The 23490-nt window shown below is 36.3% G+C and carries 25 protein-coding genes, 1 pseudogene and 1 other annotated feature; of the genes and pseudogenes, 2 read left to right on the top strand and 24 right to left on the bottom strand.

Going from position 1 to position 23490, the window contains the following annotated elements; genetic code table 11:
• Positions 1-190: 190 nt before the first annotated feature.
• Genes nadA through nadB form a run of 3 tightly spaced genes read right to left on the bottom strand, consistent with a single transcriptional unit; the run spans position 191 to position 3699 of the window.
• Positions 191-1300, bottom strand: a complete 1110-nt coding sequence (gene nadA / locus WCV66_RS11245; protein ID WP_338789003.1) for a quinolinate synthase NadA — start codon at positions 1298-1300, stop codon at positions 191-193.
• Positions 1301-1311: 11 nt separating this feature from the next.
• A complete protein-coding gene (nadC, locus tag WCV66_RS11240; RefSeq protein ID WP_338789002.1) occupies positions 1312-2142 on the bottom strand; it encodes a carboxylating nicotinate-nucleotide diphosphorylase in 831 nt (276 codons plus the stop codon).
• A gap of 3 nt (positions 2143-2145) precedes the next feature.
• A complete protein-coding gene (nadB, locus tag WCV66_RS11235; protein ID WP_338789001.1) occupies positions 2146-3699 on the bottom strand; it encodes an L-aspartate oxidase in 1554 nt (517 codons plus the stop codon).
• 156 nt (positions 3700-3855) lie between these two features.
• On the opposite strand from nadB, the gene WCV66_RS11230 reads away from it, so the two are divergent.
• A complete protein-coding gene (locus WCV66_RS11230; RefSeq protein ID WP_413789665.1) occupies positions 3856-4953 on the top strand; it encodes an IscS subfamily cysteine desulfurase in 1098 nt (365 codons plus the stop codon).
• Between the two features lie 38 nt (positions 4954-4991).
• Positions 4992-5531, top strand: coding sequence for a transcription repressor NadR (locus tag WCV66_RS11225; RefSeq protein ID WP_413789643.1), 540 nt, complete (start codon positions 4992-4994; stop codon positions 5529-5531).
• 119 nt (positions 5532-5650) lie between these two features.
• On the opposite strand, the gene pheA is transcribed toward WCV66_RS11225, so the two are convergent.
• The 21 genes and pseudogenes from pheA to WCV66_RS11120 form a co-directional block, all read right to left on the bottom strand.
• Positions 5651-6535, bottom strand: coding sequence for a prephenate dehydratase (gene pheA, locus WCV66_RS11220; RefSeq protein WP_066334343.1), 885 nt, complete (start codon positions 6533-6535; stop codon positions 5651-5653).
• 14 nt (positions 6536-6549) lie between these two features.
• Positions 6550-6993 (bottom strand): ACT domain-containing protein, encoded by a 444-nt coding sequence (locus tag WCV66_RS11215; RefSeq protein WP_066334341.1) that lies wholly within the window; start codon positions 6991-6993, stop codon positions 6550-6552.
• 215 nt (positions 6994-7208) lie between these two features.
• Complete coding sequence (obgE, locus tag WCV66_RS11210) at positions 7209-8492, bottom strand: GTPase ObgE (protein ID WP_338788998.1); 1284 nt, start codon at positions 8490-8492, stop codon at positions 7209-7211.
• A 15-nt stretch (positions 8493-8507) separates the two neighbouring features.
• Positions 8508-9059 (bottom strand): sporulation initiation phosphotransferase B, encoded by a 552-nt coding sequence (locus tag WCV66_RS11205; RefSeq protein ID WP_338788997.1) that lies wholly within the window; start codon positions 9057-9059, stop codon positions 8508-8510.
• A 334-nt stretch (positions 9060-9393) separates the two neighbouring features.
• The gene (gene rpmA, locus WCV66_RS11200) at positions 9394-9684 is read right to left on the bottom strand and encodes a 50S ribosomal protein L27 (protein WP_066334328.1); all 291 of its coding nucleotides are present in this window, start codon (positions 9682-9684) and stop codon (positions 9394-9396) included.
• A gap of 16 nt (positions 9685-9700) precedes the next feature.
• The gene (locus WCV66_RS11195) at positions 9701-10036 is read right to left on the bottom strand and encodes a ribosomal-processing cysteine protease Prp (protein WP_338788996.1); all 336 of its coding nucleotides are present in this window, start codon (positions 10034-10036) and stop codon (positions 9701-9703) included.
• A gap of 11 nt (positions 10037-10047) precedes the next feature.
• Complete coding sequence (gene rplU, locus WCV66_RS11190) at positions 10048-10356, bottom strand: 50S ribosomal protein L21 (protein ID WP_066334322.1); 309 nt, start codon at positions 10354-10356, stop codon at positions 10048-10050.
• 11 nt (positions 10357-10367) lie between these two features.
• Positions 10368-10448 (bottom strand) — a sequence feature (ribosomal protein L21 leader region).
• Between the two features lie 66 nt (positions 10449-10514).
• The gene (locus WCV66_RS11185) at positions 10515-11966 is read right to left on the bottom strand and encodes an Rne/Rng family ribonuclease (RefSeq protein WP_338788995.1); all 1452 of its coding nucleotides are present in this window, start codon (positions 11964-11966) and stop codon (positions 10515-10517) included.
• Positions 11967-12099: 133 nt separating this feature from the next.
• Entirely contained in the window at positions 12100-12966 is an 867-nt protein-coding gene (locus WCV66_RS11180) for a M50 family metallopeptidase (protein ID WP_338788994.1), read from the bottom strand.
• Positions 12959-13744 carry a M23 family metallopeptidase gene (locus tag WCV66_RS11175; RefSeq protein WP_338788993.1) on the bottom strand — a complete coding sequence of 262 codons (786 nt, stop codon included), beginning with the start codon at positions 13742-13744 and terminating at the stop codon, positions 12959-12961. The genes WCV66_RS11180 and WCV66_RS11175 overlap by 8 nt, the downstream gene beginning before the upstream one ends.
• Before the next feature lie 292 nt (positions 13745-14036).
• Positions 14037-14840 carry a septum site-determining protein MinD gene (gene minD, locus WCV66_RS11170; protein WP_066334311.1) on the bottom strand — a complete coding sequence of 268 codons (804 nt, stop codon included), beginning with the start codon at positions 14838-14840 and terminating at the stop codon, positions 14037-14039.
• A 2-nt stretch (positions 14841-14842) separates the two neighbouring features.
• Positions 14843-15523, bottom strand: a complete 681-nt coding sequence (gene minC / locus WCV66_RS11165) for a septum site-determining protein MinC (RefSeq protein ID WP_066334308.1) — start codon at positions 15521-15523, stop codon at positions 14843-14845.
• A gap of 130 nt (positions 15524-15653) precedes the next feature.
• Entirely contained in the window at positions 15654-16172 is a 519-nt protein-coding gene (mreD, locus tag WCV66_RS11160) for a rod shape-determining protein MreD (RefSeq protein ID WP_066334305.1), read from the bottom strand.
• Positions 16169-17098, bottom strand: a complete 930-nt coding sequence (gene mreC, locus WCV66_RS11155; RefSeq protein WP_338788992.1) for a rod shape-determining protein MreC — start codon at positions 17096-17098, stop codon at positions 16169-16171. The genes mreD and mreC overlap by 4 nt, the downstream gene beginning before the upstream one ends.
• Positions 17099-17198: 100 nt before the next feature.
• The gene (locus WCV66_RS11150) at positions 17199-18221 is read right to left on the bottom strand and encodes a rod shape-determining protein (protein WP_066334300.1); all 1023 of its coding nucleotides are present in this window, start codon (positions 18219-18221) and stop codon (positions 17199-17201) included.
• 255 nt (positions 18222-18476) lie between these two features.
• Positions 18477-19166, bottom strand: coding sequence for a RadC family protein (gene radC / locus WCV66_RS11145; protein ID WP_066334298.1), 690 nt, complete (start codon positions 19164-19166; stop codon positions 18477-18479).
• A gap of 138 nt (positions 19167-19304) precedes the next feature.
• Positions 19305-19874, bottom strand: a pseudogene (locus tag WCV66_RS11140) (Maf family protein).
• A gap of 202 nt (positions 19875-20076) precedes the next feature.
• The gene (locus WCV66_RS11135) at positions 20077-21129 is read right to left on the bottom strand and encodes an SPOR domain-containing protein (protein WP_338788991.1); all 1053 of its coding nucleotides are present in this window, start codon (positions 21127-21129) and stop codon (positions 20077-20079) included.
• Positions 21130-21254: 125 nt separating this feature from the next.
• Positions 21255-21407: a hypothetical protein gene (locus WCV66_RS11130; protein WP_338788990.1), complete on the bottom strand. Its 153-nt coding sequence runs from the start codon at positions 21405-21407 to the stop codon at positions 21255-21257.
• Between the two features lie 424 nt (positions 21408-21831).
• Complete coding sequence (locus WCV66_RS11125) at positions 21832-22587, bottom strand: prepilin peptidase (RefSeq protein WP_338788988.1); 756 nt, start codon at positions 22585-22587, stop codon at positions 21832-21834.
• Positions 22577-22951, bottom strand: a complete 375-nt coding sequence (locus tag WCV66_RS11120) for a type II secretion system protein (protein WP_338788987.1) — start codon at positions 22949-22951, stop codon at positions 22577-22579. The genes WCV66_RS11125 and WCV66_RS11120 overlap by 11 nt, the downstream gene beginning before the upstream one ends.
• Positions 22952-23490 lie beyond the last annotated feature (539 nt).

Below are 23490 nucleotides of genomic sequence, written 5' to 3'. Positions count from 1 at the left end.
ATGTCATTATTCTTCATCACAATTTATGAAGAAAAAATCAAAATTATGATTAAACTCGTATTAAAAATTGGATAAACCTAACATCTCACTTAAATACATATGTTGGCTAACTCTTATTTATGTACAATACAAAAAGGAACCAACAATAAATTGTTAGTTCCTTTTTGTTATTAGTTCAATTTTAAAATGATCAAACATTTGCCAGCATTCGATCCAATGCTAATACAGCATCCTTTGTGATATGTTCTGGTACAATAATCTGATTTGTGACTTCACCTTTTTCTATGCTTTCAAGAGCCCATAAAAGATGTGGTAAATCGATACGATTCATTGTTAAACATGGACACATATATGGGTTCAATGAAACAATTTCTTTATCCTGGTTTTGTTGAATTAATCTATTTACTAGGTTCATTTCAGTTCCGATAGCCCATTTTGTACCAGGTTCAGCTGCTTCAATCATGTCAATAATATATTTTGTGGAACCGGCAAAATCTGAGTGTTCAACCACTTCTCTGCTGCATTCTGGATGGACAATAATATTCATATCTGGCTCAGTTTTTCGTAAATGTTCAATATTTGCAACAGTGAAATTTTCATGTACGGAGCAATGTCCCTTCCAAAGGATGACAATGACATCTTCAACATTTCCATTAAACTCCAATTCATTTGTGATTGGATTCCATATTGCCATTTTATCTAGGGGGATTCCAAGATCGAAGGCCGTATTTCTGCCTAAATGCTGATCTGGTAAAAATAATATTCTTTCCTTTTGAGTAAATGCCCACTGTAACATTTTTTTAGCATTCGAGGAAGTAACAGTTGCTCCTCCATTTTTTCCAACGAACGCTTTAATTGCTGCCGTTGAATTTACATATGTTAAAGGCAGAATCGTATCACCAAATAGGTTTTGGAGTTTTCCCCAAGCACGATCAGTTTGATCAATATCAGCCATATCAGCCATCGAACAACCTGCTCTCATATCAGGAAGCAGGACCTTTTGGCTTTCAGTTGTTAACATGTCTGCTGTTTCTGCCATAAAATGGACACCGCAAAAAACGATATATTCTGCCTCTTTATTTGCTGCTGCAGCTTGTGCAAGTTGTAATGAATCACCTGTCACATCTGAGAATTGAACAACCTCATCCTTTTGGTAGTGATGTCCTGGAATATAAAGCTTCGTACCAAATTTCTCTTTTATTTCTCGTACACGCTGCTCCATTTCTTCAGTTGAAAGTGATTTATAGGATTCTGGCATCATTTCTTTTTTATCGTGCTCAAGAATATCTAATAATTCCATTTTCAAGCCCCCTATTTTACATTTAAACTTATATCCAAAGATTTGTATGAATGTGTTAACATTCCTAATGAAATATAATCAACATTGGTATTACGGTAATCTGCTAAATTATGCATACCTATACCCCCAGATGCTTCTGTTACAATATGTTTTGGTGTGAGCTCAGCGAATTTTGCAACCTCTTCTGGAGATCGGTTGTCAAACATAATCACATCAGCTCCAGCTTCAATTGCCTCTAGAAGCTGCTTTTCGTTCTCTATTTCTACTTCAATTTTGACCATATGACCTGTTTTAGCCCTAACCTCTTTAACTGCTTTTAAAATGGAACCTGCAAATGCTATATGATTGTCCTTTATCATCACACCATCATATAAGCCAAAACGATGATTAAAGCCTCCACCACAACGGACAGCGTATTTTTCAAACATTCTCAATCCTGGTGAAGTTTTCCTTGTATCGCAAATTCTCGTATGATCTGATTGTAAAAGATGTACAGTTTTATTTGTCAATGTCGCAATCCCACTCATACGCTGAAGTAAATTTAGAATGACTCGTTCCCCACTAAGAATAGTGGCAACAGGTCCCTCAAGTTCTGCAATGATATCACCCTGCTTAAGTGCGTCTCCATCTTTCCTTTTTAGGGCCACATCCACCTTTTGATCGAATAAGGAATAACCAGTAGTTATAACGTCAACACCTGCCAAAATCCCATCTTCCTTAGCAATAATAACAGCTTCTCCGCGTGCATTAGCACCAAATACCGTTTGACTTGTAACGTCTAATTCTCCTAAGTCTTCTAGAAAAAATTCTTCTAATTTCTTTTTTAATTTAATCACGTTCATTCTCTATACCCCCACATACATTTCATCTTTCATTCGTATAAGCTGCTTTTGTCGCCAGTATTTATCATTTGTTTCAGGGAAATCTAAGCGATAATGTCCCCCTCTACTTTCTGTACGATTAAATGCAGAGGTTGAAATTAGCCAGCCTATTGTTAACATATTGATGATTTCAATTTGCTCAGTTGTGAAATTCTTCACATTAAAAACCCAAAAAGTGAATTGATTTTGATAAAACTTAAACCAATTTACTGCAAAGGTTAACTCAGCTTCCGTTCTTTGAATTCCAACATAGTTAGTCATGATTTCTTGAATCTGTTTTTTTGTCGGTAATTCGATGAATTCATCTGCTGCAGTGGTATTCGTAAAAACATCAACACTTCTATCCGGTTGCTCGAATGGTAAAGACAATAGATGATTCGCTACTCTTTTCCCAAAAACAAGTCCCTCTAATAGCGAGTTACTAGCAAGTCGATTAGCACCATGCACACCTGTACATGCCGCTTCACCTACTGCAAAGAGATTGAGGATATTTGTCTCACCTTTATCATTCGTCTGAATCCCTCCCATTAAAAAGTGCATACCAGGGGCGACTGGAATCATTCCTTCGTCTAAATTAATCCTATATTGCTCACACAATTTAGAAATAGTCGGGAATCTTGTTGAAAAATTAGAAATATTAGATATATCAAGGAACACATCATTCCCTTTTTTCATTTCATAATAAATTGCTCTAGAAACTACATCTCTTGGTGCTAAATCACCTTGAGGATGAATCTTACCCATGAATGTCTCACCATTTTGATTTATTAATAAAGCACCCTCACCACGTACTGCTTCCGAAACGAGACCAACACAACGTCCATTAATATTGAGCATTGTCGGGTGGAATTGAATAAATTCCATATCAGCAATTTTTGCACCTGCTCTATAAGCCATGGCAATTCCATCACCTGTTATGATATCTGCGTTTGATGTATGGCCATACACAGCACCACACCCACCGCTAGCTATAATTATTTTACTTGCCAAATATCTTTTCATTTTTCCATTTGCACTCTTTGTAGCAACACCTAAGCAAACACTATTTTTTACAATCAAATCTGTTGCCATTTCATTCTCAATCAATGTTACCATTGGTAAAATCGTCTGATATAAAAACTGGGTTACTTCTCTTCCAGTAGCATCGCCACCAGCATGAATGATTCGGTGCTGACTATGTGCTCCTTCTTTCCCAAGAAGAAATTGTCCATTTAAATCGCAATCAAAGGTCATTCCTCTTTGACACCATTCAAGGATTTCAGTTGGACCATCTTGGACAAGATGTTCCACATTTTTTGAATCATTATGATAACAACCCGCAACTAACGTATCTTCATAATGATTTTTCCATGAATCCTTCGTGTGAACTGCAGCGGCTATTCCACCTTGTGCAAGCATTGAATTGCTTTTTTTCCACGAAGATTTCGTAATAATTGTTACTTGTTTATGTCGTAAGTGGTATGCTGCAGAAAGGGCGGCAATCCCACTACCGATTATAATGACATCTGTTTGAGGCATAGCATAGTACCCTCCTGTAAATTTACACCTGTCTTGACACCTATATTTACATAGATTTAAAATAATGACAAGAGTTTTTTACTAACATTCTCATAGAGTTTGAGAAAACTAGAGGTGAAATCAGTGATCTACCTAGATTATGCAGCAACTACACCAATGAGTGAAAATGCCCTAACTATATATATGAAGGCTGCTAAAAGTGCATTTGGAAATAGTAGTAGTTTACATGATATTGGCGGAATGGCAGCAAGAACTTTACAGGCTTCTAGGAAAATAATTACCGATATGATTTGCGGAAATGAAAAAGGTCTTTATTTTACTAGTGGTGGTAGTGAGGCAAACATATTGGCCGTTCAGTCCTTGTTAAATGGTGTTGATCTTAAAAATAACCATATTATTACAACACAAATTGAACATTCATCACTTTATACATTTTTTAAAAGTCTTCAAACTAGGGGTTATGAGGTTAGTTTTTTAGAGCCCAATAAACAAGGCTTTATTTCAACGGATGACATCACTAGCAAGTTACAATCTAATACAGGACTTGTCTCGATTCAGCACGGAAATTCCGAAATTGGAGTTGTTCAGCCAATCAAGGAAATTGGACGATTATTAAAAAAACGAGGTATTTTATTCCACAGTGACTGTGTTCAAACCTTCGGGAAGCTTCCAATAAATGTAGAGGATATTCATATTGATGCCATTTCAATATCTAGCCATAAAATTTATGGACCTAAAGGAATTGGAGCGGCCTATATCAATCCATCCGTTTTTTGGCAGCCAGTTATCCCAGGGACAACCCATGAGTCAGGTTTTCGGCCTGGTACAATTGATGTCCCTGGTGCAGCTGCATTTGCTACTGCCGCAAAAGATGTTTCAGCTAACATGTATACGAACATTGAACATTATCTAAAACTTAGAAAAGATTTTGTTGACTCACTAAAGCCTTGCAAGGATAGAATAAAGCTATTAAATGAGAATAACGAAAACACCCTCCCGAACATTCTTCCATTGCTTGTAGATGGGATTGAAGGTCAGTATATGATGTTAGAATGCAATCGATTCGGTTTTGCAATTTCAACAGGGAGTGCATGCCAAGTAGGAATGCAAGCACCTTCTCGTACAATCCTTGCTCTAGGTTATGATGAGCAAAAAGCAAAGCAATATATTAGAATATCATTAGGTGCTCAAACATCGAGTGAGGAAGTTCAGACATTTGCAAAACAACTTATTAACATCATTGAAAACTTTTAAAAACATAAATTTTGCAAAGGTAGAAAGGAATGGTATCGGTGAAGACTGAAAAAATATTAGGTGAAGAGCGACGAAATCTCTTGTTAGATATTCTATCTAAAGCAGACAAGCCGATTACAGGTGGAGAGTTAGCAAGCACAACAAATGTGAGTAGACAGGTAATCGTCCAAGACGTTTCACTGTTAAAAGCAAAAAATTATCCAATAATGGCTACAAGCCAAGGGTATGTATTTTTAAACAATCAACATGATCAAACTAAATTAGTCGAACGAATTATCGCTTGTAAACATGCACCTGAACGAACAAAAGAAGAATTATCAATACTTGTTGACCATGGTGTAGTTGTTAAGGATGTAATTGTTGAGCATCAAGTATATGGGGAATTAACCGCTTCAATCATGGTAGGAAATCGGAATGATGTGAATGAATTTGTAAAAAAAATAAATCGTTATAATGCCTCATATTTATCACAGTTAACTGGTGGTCTACATTTGCATACTTTACAAGCTGATTCTCTTGATAAAATAGATCTTGCTTGTAAAGCACTTGATGAAGAAGGATTCTTAGTAAAGGAATAAGCGATCTTAACAGGCAGTTTCCCAAATCTCAACCTTCTCCTCTTGCTTTTAGGATTACTTCCACTAAAAATGGGTAAAAGAAAACAGGTGACATACTACCCTAGTCACCTGTTTTTAAATCAAACTTCTTTTTCAATTTGCTGGCTAATTGAATATGCTTCATAAGAACCAAGTAATTTAACACTGCAACCTAAAGCCTCGAGCTCAGCTATCGCCCCTGGTATTAATATCTCGTCAACTAACATATCAATATCAATAATAAAGAAGTAGTTACCTAAACCTGTTTTCATCGGTCTTGATTCGATTTTTGAGAGATTCAGTTTTCGCCAAGTAAAAGCAGATAACACTTGATGTAAAGCCCCAGATTGATCTGATGGCAGTGTAACCATTAACGTTGTTTTTTCTTTATCAGGAGTAAGATATGGGCTAGTATATTCTGCCTTATTTGAAGGATGTAATATTGCAAATCTTGTATGATTATAATGGTAATCATGGATATTCGCTTTGACAATTTCTAACCCATATTCCTTTGCTGCAAGATTGTTCGCAATTGCTGCAACTGATTCTTCAGGATGATTACTAACATAACTTGCTGCAGCTCCAGTTGATGTTGCATAATCATACGTAATACCTTTAAACGTTTGATGCAAAAACTTATGACATTGTGCAATCGCATGTGAATGAGAATAAATGCGAGTAACATTTTCCCAATCATTTTTTCTTGAAGGGTGTACCATAAAATGCTGTTCAATCGGTGAAACAATCTCACCAACTATGTACAATGGTTGTTCATGTATTAAATAATCAAATGTTAAATTAACCGAACCTTCTAGTGCATTTTCGGTAGGTACGACAGCAAAATCAATCTCCCCATCTGCAACTGCATCAATACATTGTGGAATCGTGGTATATGGTACCTGTTCGACTTCATCCCCAAAAAAAGATTGAACAGCAAAATGGGTAAAAGTTGCTCTCGGTCCTAAAAATCCTATCCTGTTTGACAACTAACTTCAACTCCTTATGCCCCTTGACCTAATATCTCTACCTTATCGACAAATTCCAATCTACGAAGTTTGGTCATTAATCGGTTTATATCCTCTGTCATTCCATTCGTATTAAGCGATAGTGTTACATTTGCACGGCCCTGGATTGGAATGGTTTGATGGATGGTTAAAACGTTACATCCAGCAGTTGCCACTACTGATAATAATTGAGATAAAGTTCCACTACGATCTTCAAGATGGAAAAAAAGGGTGATTAATTTTTCTTTCACCATTGTATGAAACGGAAACACAGCATCACGATACTTATAAAAAGCACTCCGGCTCATATCGACACGTTGAACTGCTTCAGCCACAGAATCAGCTTTTCCTCTTTCAATTAGCTTCTTTACTTCAAGTGTTTTTTTCATTGCTTCAGGTAAAATATCTTCTCGAACTAAAAAAAATGTATCGTCTTTCATTAACTCCCTCCCATCTTTTTTCTTAATGTAGATAATTTATCACAATATTAGCTAAATTTCTTCCTTTTTCTTTATTTATTTTTATCCAAGCTTTATAACAATACAAAAACAAGGATAAGTTAACATTTGGACCTAAACGAATCCTATAAAAAAGAGAGCTCATGATCAGCTCTCACAACTTATTATTCATTAGCACCACAACTTTAGTGCTCAAATTATTCAACAAACTCAAATTCATATTCAAGTAACTTCACAATATCTCCGTCTTTTGCTCCTCTTTCTCTCAACGCTTCATCAACACCTAGGCCACGAAGTTGTCTTGCAAAGCGTCGAACAGATTCCTCACGTGAGAATTCAGTCATTTTAAAGAGTTTCTCAATCTTTTCACCTGAAAGCACATAAGATCCATCACTATCACGAGTAATGGCGAAGTTCGGTTCTTCCTTCTTAAACTCGTACACAACTCTGTTTTCAGCTGGCTCTTCTTCATATAACGGGAATTCTGGTGTACGTTCAATTGCATCGGCAATTTCAAATAACAGCTCGCGTACACCTTCTCGTGTAATGGCAGAAATCGGGAAAATTTTCAGATCATCTTTGAGCTTTTCCTTAAACCCTGCTAAGTTCTCTTCAGAATCTGGCATGTCCATTTTATTGGCAACAATTATCTGTGGTCTTTCCGTTAAACGCAGATTGTATTCCTTTAATTCTGCATTAATTGTTACATAATCCTCGTAAGGGTCTCTTCCTTCTAACCCTGACATATCAATCACATGAACGATTACCCGCGTTCTTTCTATATGTCTAAGGAATTGATGACCTAAGCCCACCCCTTGATGTGCACCTTCAATAAGCCCAGGAAGATCCGCCATTACAAAACTTCTTCCATCTTCAGTTTCAACCATTCCTAGATTAGGAACAAGTGTAGTGAAGTGATATTCTGCAATTTTCGGTTTTGCTGAAGAAATGACAGATAATAATGTTGATTTACCAACGCTTGGGAATCCAACTAAGCCTACATCAGCTAATACTTTTAATTCTAAAATAACGTTTCGCTCTATTCCTGGTTCACCATTTTCAGAAAGCTCAGGAGCAGGATTTGCCGGTGTCGCAAATCTAGAGTTACCACGACCTCCACGACCACCTTTAGCAATAACTGCTTGTTGTCCATGCTCAGTTAAATCAGCGATAATCTGGCCTGTTTCTTCATCCGATACAACGGTTCCCGGGGGAACTTTTACTATCATCGGTTGCGAATTTTTACCATGTTGGTTTTTAGACATACCATGCTCACCACGAGGAGCCTTGAAATGGCGCTTATACCGGAAATCCATTAACGTTCTTAAACCTTCTTCTACTTCGAAAATAACGTCAGCACCATTTCCACCATCACCGCCTGCTGGCCCTCCTTTTGGCACGTACTTTTCACGACGGAACGCAACCATACCGTTTCCGCCATCTCCACCTTTTACATATATCTTGACCTGATCGACAAACATTTGTCTTCCTCCGTTCTAAATCCCAAGTGAAATAACAGTTGTTAATTCATATGTATTAACATGAAATTCATTTACAATCAATTGAGAGTGATTAACAGCTTTTAACCACTCAATTAATTGTTCTGTATCCTTTATTATGCCATTAAAGTCAAAAAAGAAACGAACTCCTTCAGCTTCTAAACCTATATCAATTGTAATACTTAAATGATTTTCACTTGCAAAATCAACTGCTTTATCTAGTTGATCCAAAAAGCTCTTACTCCATTGGGTCACTGAATCATCAAATGGTTCTAAAGACAACACATTTCCTAAAATTTCGTATTCAAGTACAAAATGGTGGTTACTCCAATTAAATGTCATAAGATAACTAGCAAACGAGGGCATTTTCAAATTACAAAGTTTAGATTCCTGTTGCGCTTCTATGATTACTTCCTCAATGAAATCATGTACACGATCATATTTTTGCAACGAAAGATTACCTTTAATCAGTTGTAATTTATTCATCCAATCATGTCGTGAATGACTTAATATATCAACAGTATCCCATTTTTTCGATTTATTTTTCATACTATTTTCTCCTATTTCAACTAAAAAATAATTTTCATAAAGGAGCAATTACTTTACGCTGTAATAAGAATTATAACAAACATTGTGTTGGAACATAAGAGCTATTCATAGATTACTGTTTTAATTCGCAAAAGCGAAAGCGCCTTGAACAGCCTCGGGCAAATAAGACGCTAATGAATTGAAGGTGTTTTTCACCTTCAATTCATGGGTGGCTGTAGACTCAAGAGGGGCTAGACGTTGGATGCCTAGCGCTTTTCCACAGTACTGGAGTTTTATATTTTCCTTTACAATAAAAAAACTCTAACCTAAGTTAGGTTAGAGTTTTCACATGAACTTATGCTTCTTGTGCTACTGGATATACGCTAACTTTTTTGCGGTCGCGTCCGAAACGTTCGAACTTAACAACACCATCAACTTTTGCGTATAACGTATCATCACCGCCGCGGCCAACGTTTTCACCTGGGTAAATTTTTGTACCACGTTGACGGTAAAGAATTGAACCACCAGATACCAATTGTCCATCTGCACGCTTTGCACCAAGACGTTTAGACATAGAGTCACGACCATTTTTAGTCGACCCTACCCCCTTCTTAGATGCGAAGAACTGAAGATCTAATCTTAACATGAAGTTCACCTCCTGTTTAGTTCATTATTGTTACTGAAATATATTGTCCGTAATCTCTTTCAATTGTTTGTAATGAAACGAGCATACCCTCTAACAATAATTGAACTTTATCACTTGTTGATTTATCGAGATTTAAAGGTAATTTAACATGTAAATAACCGCCATCTCCACCTTGATCAATTTGTGGCTCAATATCTGTTAGAGTCAGCACTGCATTAACAGCACCAAAGGTAACAGCAGATGCTCCAGCACAAACAATATCCATGCCATGTTCATCGAACTCGGCATGTCCAGATAAGACGAACGAAGTTATAAGTCCCTCATTTGAACGATAAATTTTCGCATTTATCATTTCAAATAGCCTTACGCGTTGATTTTGTCAATCACAACTTTAGTGTATGGCTGACGGTGACCTTGTTTTTTACGATAGTTTTTCTTAGCTTTATATTTGAAGACAGTGATTTTCTTTTGACGACCGTGTTTTTCGATCTTACCAGTAACAGTTGCTCCGTCAACAGTTGGGCTACCAACTTTAACGTTGTCTCCACCTACAAATAAAACTTTGTCAAACGTAACAGTTTCACCTTGATCAGTACCAAGCTTCTCAACGTAGATAACTTGACCTTCTTCAACTTTAATTTGTTTTCCACCAGTTTCAATAATAGCGTACATCCTTGCACCTCCTATAAACTCAGACTCGCCAAAATAAGGTGAATGTTATCTAAACATTGCTTTAACCTCATTCTGAGCGGTTGTAGCACGGGTGCGCTACAAACCATAACATTAAACATAATATCAAATAACTATGAAATATGCAACAATTATTTTATTCATTTAAGTCTTTCCATAATCGTCTTCACATTACCAATATGCCTTATAGAGTAGCTAGGTATAGAATGAAGATATTCTGAACAGATTATTTTGTATTTTAAAGCTTCTTCAAGTTGTATAAGATGTTCGCCGTTTCCTCCGTTTAATAATTCGATTACATCAGCTGTTGCTTCAATCCAAATTGCTTCTTCATCCATAAATTGGTGCTCCCAAAGCTCTCTTTCTAGCTGATATGCAATCGACTCTTTAGACGGAATTCGCCCTGTTCCATTACAAGTAGGACAGCGATCAGTTAGACTTGCTTCAATCGGTTGACGTACCTTTTTTCTCGTAATTTGCAAAATATTTAGTTCTGTAAAACCTATAACCTTATGTTGAACACGATCTTTCCTCATCTCACGTATAACGGTTTCTTCTATCATTTTCTGATCTTCTTTATGCTTCATATCGATAAAATCAATTAAAATAATGCCACTTACATTTCTTAGGCGTATTTGCTTTGCAATTTCTATCGCTGCAACTTGATTTGTCTTTAGCACTGTATCACGCATAGATAATTTTCCAGAAAATTTTCCCGTGTTTACGTCAATAATTGTCATTGCTTCAGTTTGCTCAATAATGATATAGGAGCCATTCTTTAGCCAAACAACATTTTTTAAGAGCTTATCAATTTCTTGCTCGATTTTATATGTTGTAAAAATGGATTCCTTTTGGTCATGGTACATAATCTTTGCAGTAGGAAATTGCTGTTTCAAATCCTGAACCCGCTCTATTTGATCACAAATAATTGTGTCTTCAGGTTTAATCGCCAACTCGTTCAAAATGCGTTCAACAAAGCTTTTTGCTTCAAATACACATTCAGTTTTACGATACATTGTTTTTATGGATTGAAACTGCTTTTTTAGCTTAATATACTCATCACTAAGCTCTTCCCATGATTTATGCTTGCTAGCTGTACGAAAAAGAAGCCCCTCTTTTTCTTCTTGGAGCTCATTAGCTATATGTAACAATCTACTTCTCTCTTTTTCATCTGATAGCTTTTTCGATACAGCTATATAATTACCGTAGGGCATGTAAACGAGAAGCTTTCCTCCAAACTCGATATTAGTTGTTAGCTTTGGCCCCTTTTGATCTGTCCCCTCTTTTACTACTTGAACGAGCAATTGCTCACCCTCTCTTACATAATGGGAGATAGATGGTTTAGAGACTGTATTCTCATTCTGTTGAAACGAAATTAAATCATTACGGTGTATATAACCATTTTGATTTATTCCAATATCAACAAAAGCAGCTTGCATGCCCGGAAGAACTTTTGTTACACGACCAATATATATATTTCCGATAATTTCATTATCAAAGGAATAGGTTTGATGTAGTTCACATAACTGCTCATGTTCAAAGACTGCACAGCGAACTTCCTTCGTTTTTTCATTTATTATCAGTTTACGCACTTATTTTCTCCTCTTTCTCTGAAAAGGAACAAGGAGCTAAGCCCTAGTTCGACTTATCTATCAATTCCTAAAATATCTTTGTATACTATATCATAGAAGTGGTAGTAAACTGAAACCTTGAGGATTAAAAAACTCAATAAGCATACATTAAATCCCCTACCTTTGAGTCAGTAAGTTTGTTAGCAAAATAGGCATGAAGTAATTCATTTTCATCCATTTCCGATACTTTTGCACCATTTCGCTCGATAACGATCAAATGTTTACACCCTCTCTGAAATTGAAGTAATACATGGTAGATTAACTCTGACTCATCGACGACAATCGGCTTTAGCCGATAAATTGTATCTTGATTACCGTAATACCGCTCCATCAAAAATCGCAAGCAACCATACATTCGATTTTTATACTCATGATATAAGCTGTAAATAAGAAAGGTTGTAATAAACCACATGTTCAGATGGTTCGGTGAATAGACCAGAATAGCTAAAACATAAATAGATAAGAAAAAAATCGACGTCGCTACCATGTAAAAATGTGCTTTTTTATATGGCCAATATTGTGAAAAGAGGATAAATAAAAGCTTCCCACCGTCTAGCGGCCAGACTGGGAGCAAATTAAAAAGTAGGATAGATACATTGTATAAAGTGAACAATTGATAATCTGCCAAGCTTACGAGATTGGTTGCTTGAAGTAGATAAGCTACACCTTGAAGCCAAATATGCTGTATTGGACCTGATAACACAACAATCAATTCTTGCTTTAACGAGCGATTTCCATGTTCATCGACCTCAGCAACCCCTCCAAATGGGAGAAGCATGATTGCTTTGATTCTCCAAGAAAAAAAATGAGCACTTGTTGCATGGCCCATTTCATGTATAAATACAATCAGCATTAACAATAACAATGATTTAAAGTTAGCGGTAATGATACTTATTCCAATCATTACCCATAATAATGGATGAATGTGAATTTTTTGTAAGAGTATGAAATATCTATTCAAATTGGATCACCTGGATTGGGTCAATAAAGTCATCACCCTTTTTAATAGCGAAATAATAAGTACCTTTTTGATTTTCACTTAATTTCGTTTTCCCAAGTGCTTTCCCTTTTTCTACAAAATCATATAGGGCAACATCAATTTTATCTAAATTTCCATACCATGATTTAGTTCCATCAGCATGCTGAAGAACAATTGTCAGACCTGTATCTGGTTTTTCACCTGCTTCGATAATAATTCCTTCATTCATTGCTTCTACAGAAGGTCGATCAGTCTCAACCATAATCCCTTGTCCGTTATCTTCAAACGTTTCGAGCACTTTACCATTAGCCGGGACAGCAAATTGGACACTTTGAGTCGCATCTTCTGAATCCTTGTTGTCCTTTGCATTAGGTTCAAAAAGTGCTAGTGGTTCCCCAAATTGATCTCGATACCAGGAAGAAACAGCAGCAAATTGAAATTCTTCCTCTAGGGAATACGTAATGGCTGACTTCACATCTTGAAAGATAGGTGCACTATTTTTAAACACGATCGCTGTCACTAACACGATAACAGCTGAAAATAATACTTTGAATATGAATACTTCTGTACGAAAAAGTGGATGACCTCCGTTTCCTTTGTTCGGGCCGCCTTCATATGTTGGTGGAGAATACACACCATACCTCTCTTCATCACTTAAAAACAAAGATGTTGGCTTTGATGTTTCGTGTGTCTCTGACAATCCTTTTTCTCGCTTTCTTTTCGCAATTCTTTTCCTCACTTCATCCGCTCGATGACTCATCCCCATCAATCCTTTTGTCAGTTTGTACAAGTTTATGCCTTGTCCTTAAAGGATATGATTAAAAAATATAGAAAAGCGCAAGCGCCTTGTTCAGACTAAGGCAGGCATAAAGCGCTCAGGAATAGAAGACGTTCTTTGTCTTCAATTCCTGAGCGGCTGTAGACCTGAGAGGGTCTAGGTGCTGGAGCTAGACACCAAACAAAAAAGACTAGTGGGCTGAAAGTCGATGTTTCACGAAATACATCGATAATCAAACACTAGTCTTTTAATTTAATAATCTATTTTTACAAAGCTATACCCGTACTCCAAAAAACTTTTTCAGCTTTGTTAATACACCCTTATTTTGCTCATCTAAAGATTGTAATGGAACAGATTCCCCAAGGATACGTCGGGCAATATTACGATACGCAATCGCTGCACGATTATTAGGATCCATTGCAATAGGCTCACCATTGTTAGATGCCTTAATAACATCATCATCATCAGCAACGATTCCGATTAGGTCAATTGAAAGATGTGAAACGATTTCATCAACATCTAGCATGTCCCCATTTTTAACTAGATGATTACGAATACGATTAATCACTAATTTCGGAGGCTCAATATCTTCTTTTTCTAGTAAACCAATAATTCGATCCGCATCACGAACAGCTGAAATTTCTGGAGTTGTAACAACTACAGCCTTATCTGCACCAGCTACTGCATTTTTGTAACCTTGTTCGATTCCTGCTGGGCAATCAATGATAATATAATCATAATCTTGTTTTAGTTCATCTATTATCTTTTTGATTTGCTCTGGTTTCACTGCTGTTTTATCACTTGTTTGTGCAGCAGGTAATAAATATAATAAATCTTCAAATCGTTTATCTTTTACAAGAGCTTGGTGCATTTTACAGCGCCCTTCAACTACGTCTACTAGATCATAAATAATCCGATTTTCTAATCCCATTACAACATCTAGGTTTCGAAGACCGATGTCTGTATCTACTAAGCAAACACGTTTGCCCAATATAGCTAAAGCTGTCCCTAAATTTGCAGATGTTGTTGTTTTACCAACTCCACCTTTACCTGAGGTAATGACAATTGCTTCACCCATAGTTAGATTCCCCCTTCAAACCTTGTTAAATTAGGTCGTAAATGAGTAAGTTGCTGCAATCGCTCAATAATCATTTCATCGTCACTATTTATAAAAGCACATTCCATCTCATTACCTTCATTTGGTATATGATCAGGAGCACGATTTATGATTTCACTTATGCGAAGCTGTGCTGGTTTTAATAATGAAGCAGCAATAACAGCCTGCCCGTTACCATCTGCACCGGCATGTGCAATTCCTCTTAACGCACCTAGAACAAAGATATTGCCAGTAGCAATAACAGTTCCACCTGGATTTACATCACCTATAAGCAGTAAATCACCTTTGACCTTTAAAATTTGACCAGAACGAACAATCTTAGCAACAGAAACGACTTCTGTTTCTCTCTTAATCCTAAGCGCCTCATCCTTTGTCATCACATTGCTATCAATTGTCTCAACCATGAGATTACGATTTTGTTTGATTACTGTTTCTAGCTTTACTCGTTGATCCTTATTAAGGAAACGGTTCCCAACTTTTACATTTACACCAATTACTGGACCTGATTGTATATATTGTTTTAAAGATAGCATTTCCTCGAGTTCATGGAGCAATTGATCAAAAGAACACGAATCATCGAGATGCAACGTTAAGCCATCTTTTGTGCCTTTAATCGTAACATATTGTTGTTTTTGGACCTTCATGACGTTCACCTCAACGACTTTACTATTCGACAGAAATGCTGTAAATCCTTTTTTAAAATGATAATAAAGTATTAGTTTTTTTCATGGCTAGCATTGCCTAACTTTAAAGCACATCTCTTATTTATTCCATCTAATCATCAGATTCATCTATTTTTATTTTCGTAAGGAACTTTTTCATAGGATAGATTAACAGAATAGCAACAACCGAATTTAAAGCAAGCGTAGGTAATAACCTTAAGGTTGTAAAGTGATATAATGACATCTTTGTCGTCCCTATTAAATAATTCATTCCATACACATAAAATTCAAGTACAGCGATCGATAAAATCGTCAGAAATAGTACAATTAGAGCATTACCATGAAGAACTTTCATTGCTTTATTGATCAAATAAGCTAGGATTCCATATGAAAATAAATAAATTCCGATCACTTCAATATAAACAATATCATGGAGTAATCCGAACACAATTCCAAATAGCATTCCTTGTGTGCGTGTTAAGTATACCGTCACGAAAATACATGCGATTAACATAAATCGAGGTATATATAGTTGATCTTCTAAGGCAAATGGAATATGAACTAAGTGAGCGAAGATACTCTCACTTATAAAAATAAAGAAGAGTAAAAAAGGAAGGATGAAACGTCTCACGATTCCTCCTCCTCATTTAACACGTCTACAGGGTCCTCTGATTCAGCAACACGTTCAGCTACCCATACACGATCTATATCATAAAAATTAGCTGATGGCTTCACATATGCCATTTGTTCTAACCCATATGAATCTGGCTCAATCTCGATAATTTCACCGATAAGGATTCCTTCTGGGAAAACTTCACCTTTACCCGATGTAATGACTTTTTGTCCTTCAACAAGCTTAACATCAGATTTAATCCGACGAAGTAAAAGTGCACCTTTATCCTCGTCATAACCTTCTATTAATCCCATTACCTTTTCACCTGTTGGCGCGTTCTCTTTATCACTATTTTCACTATCATCTTTCAATTCTAACGGTTGAACCTCAGATGAAATTCTATTTTTAAGGTCTGTTGCACTCAACAGTTGAACGGTAGAAGTAAATTGTGAAGTGGATTTTACCTTTCCAACAAGACCCTGTGCCGTTACAACAGCCATATTAGGCTCTATTCCATCCTGTGCACCTTTATCAATTGATATGTAATCATACCATCTATCAGGATTACGACCAACAACAGTAGAAAAGATCGGATTGTACTCTCTTAAGTTAGCAACATTACCTAATTCGGTTAATAATTTTTCATTTTCAACTTTATACTCTTGAAGATCTGCTTCTAGTTGCATATATTCGTCAAGTCTGCTTTTTAGCAACTCATTTTCTTCATATGTATTTTTTAAGTCACTTACGTTTTCAAAAAAGCCAGAAATATATAAGGCTGGCTTATGAAATATCGATTGAAAAACACTTACTGAATCCTGTAAAAATTGCTCAGGCCAAGTCAACTTCCGATCTTCCTTTAAGGAAAAACCAATCAATGCCACTAAAAAAATAATACTAACTAGCAACAAGATAAGGCGTTTATTTAGGAAAAACTGTGGCATGATGAACACCCTCTTAACTCAAATTTCCACTTCAACATATAGCCTTTGCTTACATTAATAAGATTTAAAAGACTTCAATAAGCAAAGGCTAAAACATAAATTATCTACTATCTCTTGCTTTATTTTTAAATAAGTGTATATGCTCAAGTGCTTTACCTGTTCCGATTGCAACACAGTCTAAAGGATCCTCCGCAATTAACACTGGCATATTCGTTTCTTCTCCAATAACTTTATCAAGATTACGAAGCAATGCACCACCACCGGTTAAAACAATACCACGATCCATGATATCTGCTGCAAGCTCTGGAGGCGTTTTTTCTAACGTGTTTTTAACAGTATCAACAATCGTGTATACCGTATCTTTTAACGCCTCAGCAATTTCAGCTGCTGTAATCTCAATTGTTTTAGGTAAACCTGTTAAAAGGTCTCGACCTCTAATATCCATATTATCTACACCATCAGGAGAACCAGCTGAACCGATTTCCATTTTTATTGCTTCAGATGTACGATCACCGATCATTAAGTTATATGTTTTTCTAATGTATGTAATAATAGCCTCGTCCATTTCATCACCAGCTACGCGAATTGATTGGCTTGTAACAATACCTCCAAGAGAGATAATTGCCACCTCTGTCGTACCGCCACCAATATCAACTACCATACTTCCTGTTGGTTCCCAAACAGGTAAATTCGCACCAATCGCAGCTGCAAATGGTTCTTCAATCGTATAAGCATCTCTTGCCCCAGCCTGTCTAGTAGCATCAATAACAGCTCTTTCTTCAACTGCTGTAATCCCAGATGGGACACAAACCATAACATAAGGCTTATTTGAGAAAATACCTTTTGTTTTAGTTGCTTGTTTAATGTAGTATTTCATCATTGTCGCTGTTGTTTCATAATCAGCAATAACTCCATCTTTCATTGGACGTAGTGCAACAATATTTCCCGGCGTACGACCAATCATGTTTTTTGCATCATTACCGACAGCAACTATTTGTTTTGTATCTGTTTGTAAGGCAACAACAGAGGGTTCTCTAACAACAACTCCTCTTCCTTTAACAAATACAAGTGTGTTTGCGGTCCCTAAATCTATTCCAAGGTCTCTTGTACCAATACCGAACATAGGGTGTATCTTCCTTTCTGAAACGAAATATATACTTTTTTAATTATTTTAGGAAAATTGACAGAATACAACTTTCTTCATTTTGAGGGTTAGACTACCTTCAGTAAATGAACTGAACTGTTCTAAGGTTTACATCAATGAGGTTAGTTTTTAAGAAACTGCTTCATCATCTTTCCCGAGTTTAATACTGAGCTTTTTTAATCCGAAAAAAACTCATAAACCTTATTATATCGTAATTACACAAAAAAAAAAGTATTAGACGTAGCCTTTTTCTTTTAGACTCACATATTTTTGTTCACCAATTATAAGATGGTCCAAAAGTTCTATACCTAAAACCTTTCCACATTCTGTTAGCCGCTTAGTTACTTCAATATCCTCTCTACTTGGAGATGGGTCTCCGGAAGGATGGTTATGAATACAGATTATTGAGGCTGCAGAGCGTTTAAATGCTTCTTTAAAAACCTCGCGTGGATGGACGATCGATGCATTTAAACTGCCTATAAACACTGTTTGTTTATGGATAACCTGATTTTTCGTGTTTAAATACAAGCAGACAAAATGCTCCTGACTTAAAAACCGCATTTCCTCCATCACATAATTAGCACCATCCTGTGGGGAACGAATTACATATCGATCATCATAAGTAAGTCGATTAATTCTTCTCCCAAGTTCGAGAGCTGCTAATATTTGTACCGCCTTTGCATTACCGATACCTGATATCGCGGTAATCTCTTCTACAGATGCATCCTTTAACATTCTTATACCTTCAAAATGTTTAAGGAGATTTTGTGACAACTCCAAAACAGATTCTTTTTTTGTACCTGTTCGAAGTAGAATCGCAAAAAGTTCTTGATTTGATAACTTATCAGGTCCTTCATTTAATAAGCGTTCTCTAGGACGCTCGTCTTCAGGGAAATCTCGAATTTTAAAGGTTGATGTTGACATTTAGCCTCCTTCGTTTCCCTTTCTGCTCGTAAAGAAATGTGTATTTATATAATGAACCTACGTAGCTGTTTTATTCTACTAAAACTGATTTGCCTGATATGTCATTGGGTTACACTTTATTAATGATTTTCTGTTTTACTACGAGTGTTTAAATCCCATATTTAACAGTTCTCTGTGTGTACGCGCTATAGGTAAACCGACAACAGAAAGTAATCACCATAATGCTTCAACTAACAATGCCCCATAGCCTTGAATTCCATATGCTCCCGCTTTATCCATTGGCTCACCTGTTGATACATAATCCACAATTTCCTTATCTGAAAGTGAAAAAAACGTAACACTTGTTTTCTCAAAAAAGGAGTGAACTTGTTCACCTTTTATAATGGCTACCCCAGTAAAAACGTCATGTGTATTCCCTGAAAGCATTTGAAGCATTTCAATTGCCTCGCTTTTATTAGTTGGTTTTCCTAGCATTCGACCTCCATATACAACAAGAGTATCTGAACCAATGACAAAAGAGGTTTGATTTGTTTTTGCGACACTTAATGCTTTTTGCTGTGCTAATGATTGAACCATTTCTGCAGGATGAAGCTTTTCGTCTACTATTTCCTCAACTTCACTTACGATCACCTCAAAAGGGATTTGAAGTAGTTCAAGAAGTTCTTTTCTGCGGGGAGAAGCTGAAGCTAAAATGAGGTTTGAATTCATGATGTTTTTCATCCTTTCGTTTCAGATTAGAAGATACATGTCTATCCTACCAAACGAAATGCAATTGGACAATTTTCTAAAATTGATTTTTAAATTCAGTTGCTTGAGTGGTTTAATTCCTGATTAAAAAAAATGATAATAAGCTTCTCATCTCATATTCTACAGTAATGTATATGAGATAAGCCTATTATCATTCTCTTAATTAGCTCGTTATTTGGTTGGTTACTTCTAATATAAGTTGTTGTGCGTCCCAGCCCTGATTATTTTTAATATTATCAGCTGCTTGTAGAAGTTTTTCCACTAATGATTTTTCTGTTTCATCTGTTGCTTTAATCCCGTTAATCGTTGACTCTATTTTACTAACAGCTTCTTGATTTACACTTTCACCGTTAGTTGTTGCAGATGCCAGTGAAGACAACTCCTGGATCGCAGGAGCCCATTGATCAGCTGCACTAATTGTAGAAATTGTGAGAGAAAGTTGTTTCCCACCCCAGAACTCAATATCAGCAAAGTTTTGCTGCTTATATACCTCACTTAGTGCACTTGTTTCAGCTTTTTCCTTTCCCACTCCAGCAAACACTGTATAAGAACCATCAGTTTCCATCACAATCGATGCAAATCCTTTTTCCTTTATATTGGCTGCAACAGTTTCAGCTGATACTTTGGTCGAAAAAATACCACCTTGAACAGCATATAATTGAAGAGTTGCAGAAGTAGTAGCAGCTCCCGCTTCCTCACCTGCATTTTCTTCGGCATCACCTTTAGCTTGATCAGAAGTATCCCCGGTAGCCGGTTCTTCATTTGCACTTTCACTTGGTGTACCCGCAGTTGGCATATCTTCATTTGATAAAAAATTTAAGGCGATAAAACCAAACATTACGCCTAAACCAATGGCTAATAAAAAAATTGTCATAAACTTTTTTAATGGAAAAGCTACAATATTCTTATTGCGATTTTTCTTGTTCGAATATTGATAAGGGGTGACAGTTTGATTGGAAAATAGTTTTGTTTTCTTTGAAGATGTCACAACCTTTGGGTCATCTTTAAAAACTGAATCATCCTCATCAGGTAAAAGCCAAGGAAATTCATCCTCTTCATCCACCGTTTGCTTTGCTGAAGCAATCTCTTGTTCAGCATCGAGCTTATCCTCCCAGCTTGAAAACGGTATGACCTCAGCCGTTTCTTCAGCTTGTGACATCGGGCGATCCTTGCCATTTATTTTTATTTTGATTGTATCTGACGTCTGCTTGTCCATATGCCTACCACCCTTCTTTTGCAAAACACATGCGATCATTTTGCTTATCATGTTAACAGAAGGGTAAAAAAAAAGAACAAGACATTTGTCGTCTCATCCTTAAAAACCTTCGTCAAATAATATGATTATTCGTCATTACCATCTTTTATATAAGGTGATAAAGGGTTATGTTTCTTGCTTGACGGTGGTGCCTTATTCGAAGGTGATTCTGCTTCCAAATCAGTCAATGTCGGTATACAAAATGCAGTAAGCTGTACTTTAAATTCAAGTGGATTCATCACTTGATCACTTTGAGTGACTTCAGGTGGTCCTTGAAAGGAAATCTGATTGACCTTTGTTATTCTTGTTTGTTGTTCGATCGTTTCGACAAATTTCTTCAGATCATAAAAATTATCCGAACGTACTATGACTATGATTGTAAGCTATTCTCCCTTCTTTTGTACTGGTATTTCTCCGACTTCTTCCTGTGTCCCCTGTTCAACAACTGCTTCAAGTGCATCTTTTATAATACCTTTGCTTGCCTCTGCTTAGGTTTCAATGAGACTACCACCCTCAGTAAATTCGATTGATAGAATTGTACTATCATTTGCTCAAAATGACTGGGTAACCTTGTTTTATTTAACATATCGAATAGCATAATTCTTTATGATTATGTTTCCAATTTTACGATTAAACGATAAAACCATTTTAAAACCCCAATCACTAAAAGCCAATTAATGAAAAATACCACCAAATAATTGAATCTCCGAAAAAATAAGCAAGTAATGTACCAGCAATAATCGAAGGTCCAAACGGAACAGGTTCTCTTTTTTTATACTTACCTAACAAGATACGACGTATTCCATCAATCGTCCCGATAAGCGTAGACAAGAAAAAGGCAAGTAAAACAAGCTTTAATCCTAATGCAATCCCTAATAAGCCAAAAAGCTTAATATCCCCGCCACCCATGCCACCTTTACTCACATAGGCAATAAGTAACAGCAAACTAAACGCGACCGCTCCTCCAATAATAGAATCATACCAAGGAGCTAACGGATACAACACTCGTTCAACAATAAAAAGAACGAGAAAAAAGAGAATGACCTTATCTGGAATAATCATATAGGAAATGTCTGAAACGAGAATAATCATAAATAATGATATTAATGTGAGGGCAATCATCAGCTCATAACCCCAGCCAACAATCATTGGCGAAACCATAAATAGTAGCCCGGTCATTAGCTCCACAAACGGATAAAGAGGTGAAATCCGAATGCCACACTTTCGACACTTTCCTCTCTGTAAAAGGAAAGAAACAACAGGGATTAATTCCACTGCTGATAAAGTATGGCGACACCTCGGACAAGCTGACCGAGGTGTGACGATTGATTGATTTTTCGGGACTCTTAGGCCGACTACGTTGTAGAAGGAGCCTAGGAGGAGGCCGTAGAAGATCATTAGTACAATATTAATCTCCATCGATATGAGCAATCAATTCTTCTTCAGTTTCGGAGTCAGCCTCTTCCCCATTTACTATATTTACCGCATCTTGTCCACTAATAATGAAACCATTTTCACCATATTCAACTTCAAAACTTTCAGCTTTTACTTTATCTATATAATCTACTAAAGTACCTTCACCAAAAGTATCAGTTTCAGGATTTTCAGCTTTAGCAATTTTAGCTGCATCAATAATTTGAATAGCTTCAGAAACAGTAGCTTTATCTCTAGAATTATCAATAATATTCCCAATCCAAGGAACAGCAATCGCTGCAATAATCCCCAATATGACAATAACAGCAAGTAACTCAATCAAATTTAATCCACGCTGGTATTTCAACATTTACAACATCTCCTTTTCGGAATATGGTTTATTAGTCCTAGTTCATTAGGCTATATTAATTATAGCATGACACTTATGCTGTAAGTACCTTTTTTTGCCAGAAATTCTCATTGAACTTGATTAAAAATATCAAACATTGGAACCATGATAGAAGTAACGATTATCCCACTATACCAGCAAGGAAAACGATCAGTAGTTGGTGCAACATTATCCTCATAGAAATCGGCATTAATTGCAAAATCTTTAAAGGCATCTGGGTATGCTGGTATTGTCTATGAACACCTAGCACTCTCCTTCCTTTTTTCCCTGGCAACAGATATCGATCTGATTGTTCAACCTTGTTCGATAAAAGAGATTAATTAAGTACAATAAAAATCAGCATTGCAAAAATATATACAATGCTGATTTTTATTGTCTATCTTTGGCATTTTAAAAAAAGCAGAGTGAAAACAAATCTTTCATTATTTTATTCCATGGGAAATAATACTTATTCCCTACACCCTATGTAACTTCTTAACTCACTTATGCAGCTACCTTAT

It is taken from the genome of Metabacillus rhizosphaerae (genome assembly GCF_037201795.1).
Classification (GTDB): Bacteria; Bacillota; Bacilli; order Bacillales; family Bacillaceae; genus Metabacillus; species Metabacillus rhizosphaerae.
The sequence above is the reverse complement of the archived record's forward strand: the minus strand, read 5'-3'. Positions and strand labels throughout refer to the sequence as shown.

Bases quoted from the DNA above. Each gene is read 5' to 3' on its own strand.
- WCV66_RS11195 (WP_338788996.1), bottom strand. From the start codon at position 10,036: ATGATAAATGCGAAAATTTATCGTTCAAATGAGGGACTTATAACTTCG.
- obgE (WP_338788998.1), bottom strand. From the start codon at position 8,492: ATGTTTGTCGATCAGGTCAAGATATATGTAAAAGGTGGAGATGGCGGA.
- WCV66_RS11125 (WP_338788988.1), bottom strand. From the start codon at position 22,587: ATGGAGATTAATATTGTACTAATGATCTTCTACGGCCTCCTCCTAGGC.
- WCV66_RS11230 (WP_413789665.1), top strand. From the start codon at position 3,856: ATGAGTGAAAATGCCCTAACTATATATATGAAGGCTGCTAAAAGTGCA.
- WCV66_RS11205 (WP_338788997.1), bottom strand. From the start codon at position 9,059: ATGAAAAATAAATCGAAAAAATGGGATACTGTTGATATATTAAGTCAT.
- radC (WP_066334298.1), bottom strand. From the start codon at position 19,166: ATGTCAACATCAACCTTTAAAATTCGAGATTTCCCTGAAGACGAGCGT.
- rpmA (WP_066334328.1), bottom strand. From the start codon at position 9,684: ATGTTAAGATTAGATCTTCAGTTCTTCGCATCTAAGAAGGGGGTAGGG.
- WCV66_RS11120 (WP_338788987.1), bottom strand. From the start codon at position 22,951: ATGTTGAAATACCAGCGTGGATTAAATTTGATTGAGTTACTTGCTGTT.
- nadB (WP_338789001.1), bottom strand. From the start codon at position 3,699: ATGCCTCAAACAGATGTCATTATAATCGGTAGTGGGATTGCCGCCCTT.
- WCV66_RS11130 (WP_338788990.1), bottom strand. From the start codon at position 21,407: ATGAATCCACTTGAATTTAAAGTACAGCTTACTGCATTTTGTATACCG.
- WCV66_RS11150 (WP_066334300.1), bottom strand. From the start codon at position 18,221: ATGTTCGGTATTGGTACAAGAGACCTTGGAATAGATTTAGGGACCGCA.
- minD (WP_066334311.1), bottom strand. From the start codon at position 14,840: ATGGGTGAAGCAATTGTCATTACCTCAGGTAAAGGTGGAGTTGGTAAA.
- rplU (WP_066334322.1), bottom strand. From the start codon at position 10,356: ATGTACGCTATTATTGAAACTGGTGGAAAACAAATTAAAGTTGAAGAA.
- minC (WP_066334308.1), bottom strand. From the start codon at position 15,523: ATGAAGGTCCAAAAACAACAATATGTTACGATTAAAGGCACAAAAGAT.
- nadC (WP_338789002.1), bottom strand. From the start codon at position 2,142: ATGAACGTGATTAAATTAAAAAAGAAATTAGAAGAATTTTTTCTAGAA.
- WCV66_RS11175 (WP_338788993.1), bottom strand. From the start codon at position 13,744: ATGAGTCATCGAGCGGATGAAGTGAGGAAAAGAATTGCGAAAAGAAAG.
- mreC (WP_338788992.1), bottom strand. From the start codon at position 17,098: ATGCCACAGTTTTTCCTAAATAAACGCCTTATCTTGTTGCTAGTTAGT.
- nadA (WP_338789003.1), bottom strand. From the start codon at position 1,300: ATGGAATTATTAGATATTCTTGAGCACGATAAAAAAGAAATGATGCCA.
- WCV66_RS11215 (WP_066334341.1), bottom strand. From the start codon at position 6,993: ATGAAAGACGATACATTTTTTTTAGTTCGAGAAGATATTTTACCTGAA.
- WCV66_RS11135 (WP_338788991.1), bottom strand. From the start codon at position 21,129: ATGGACAAGCAGACGTCAGATACAATCAAAATAAAAATAAATGGCAAG.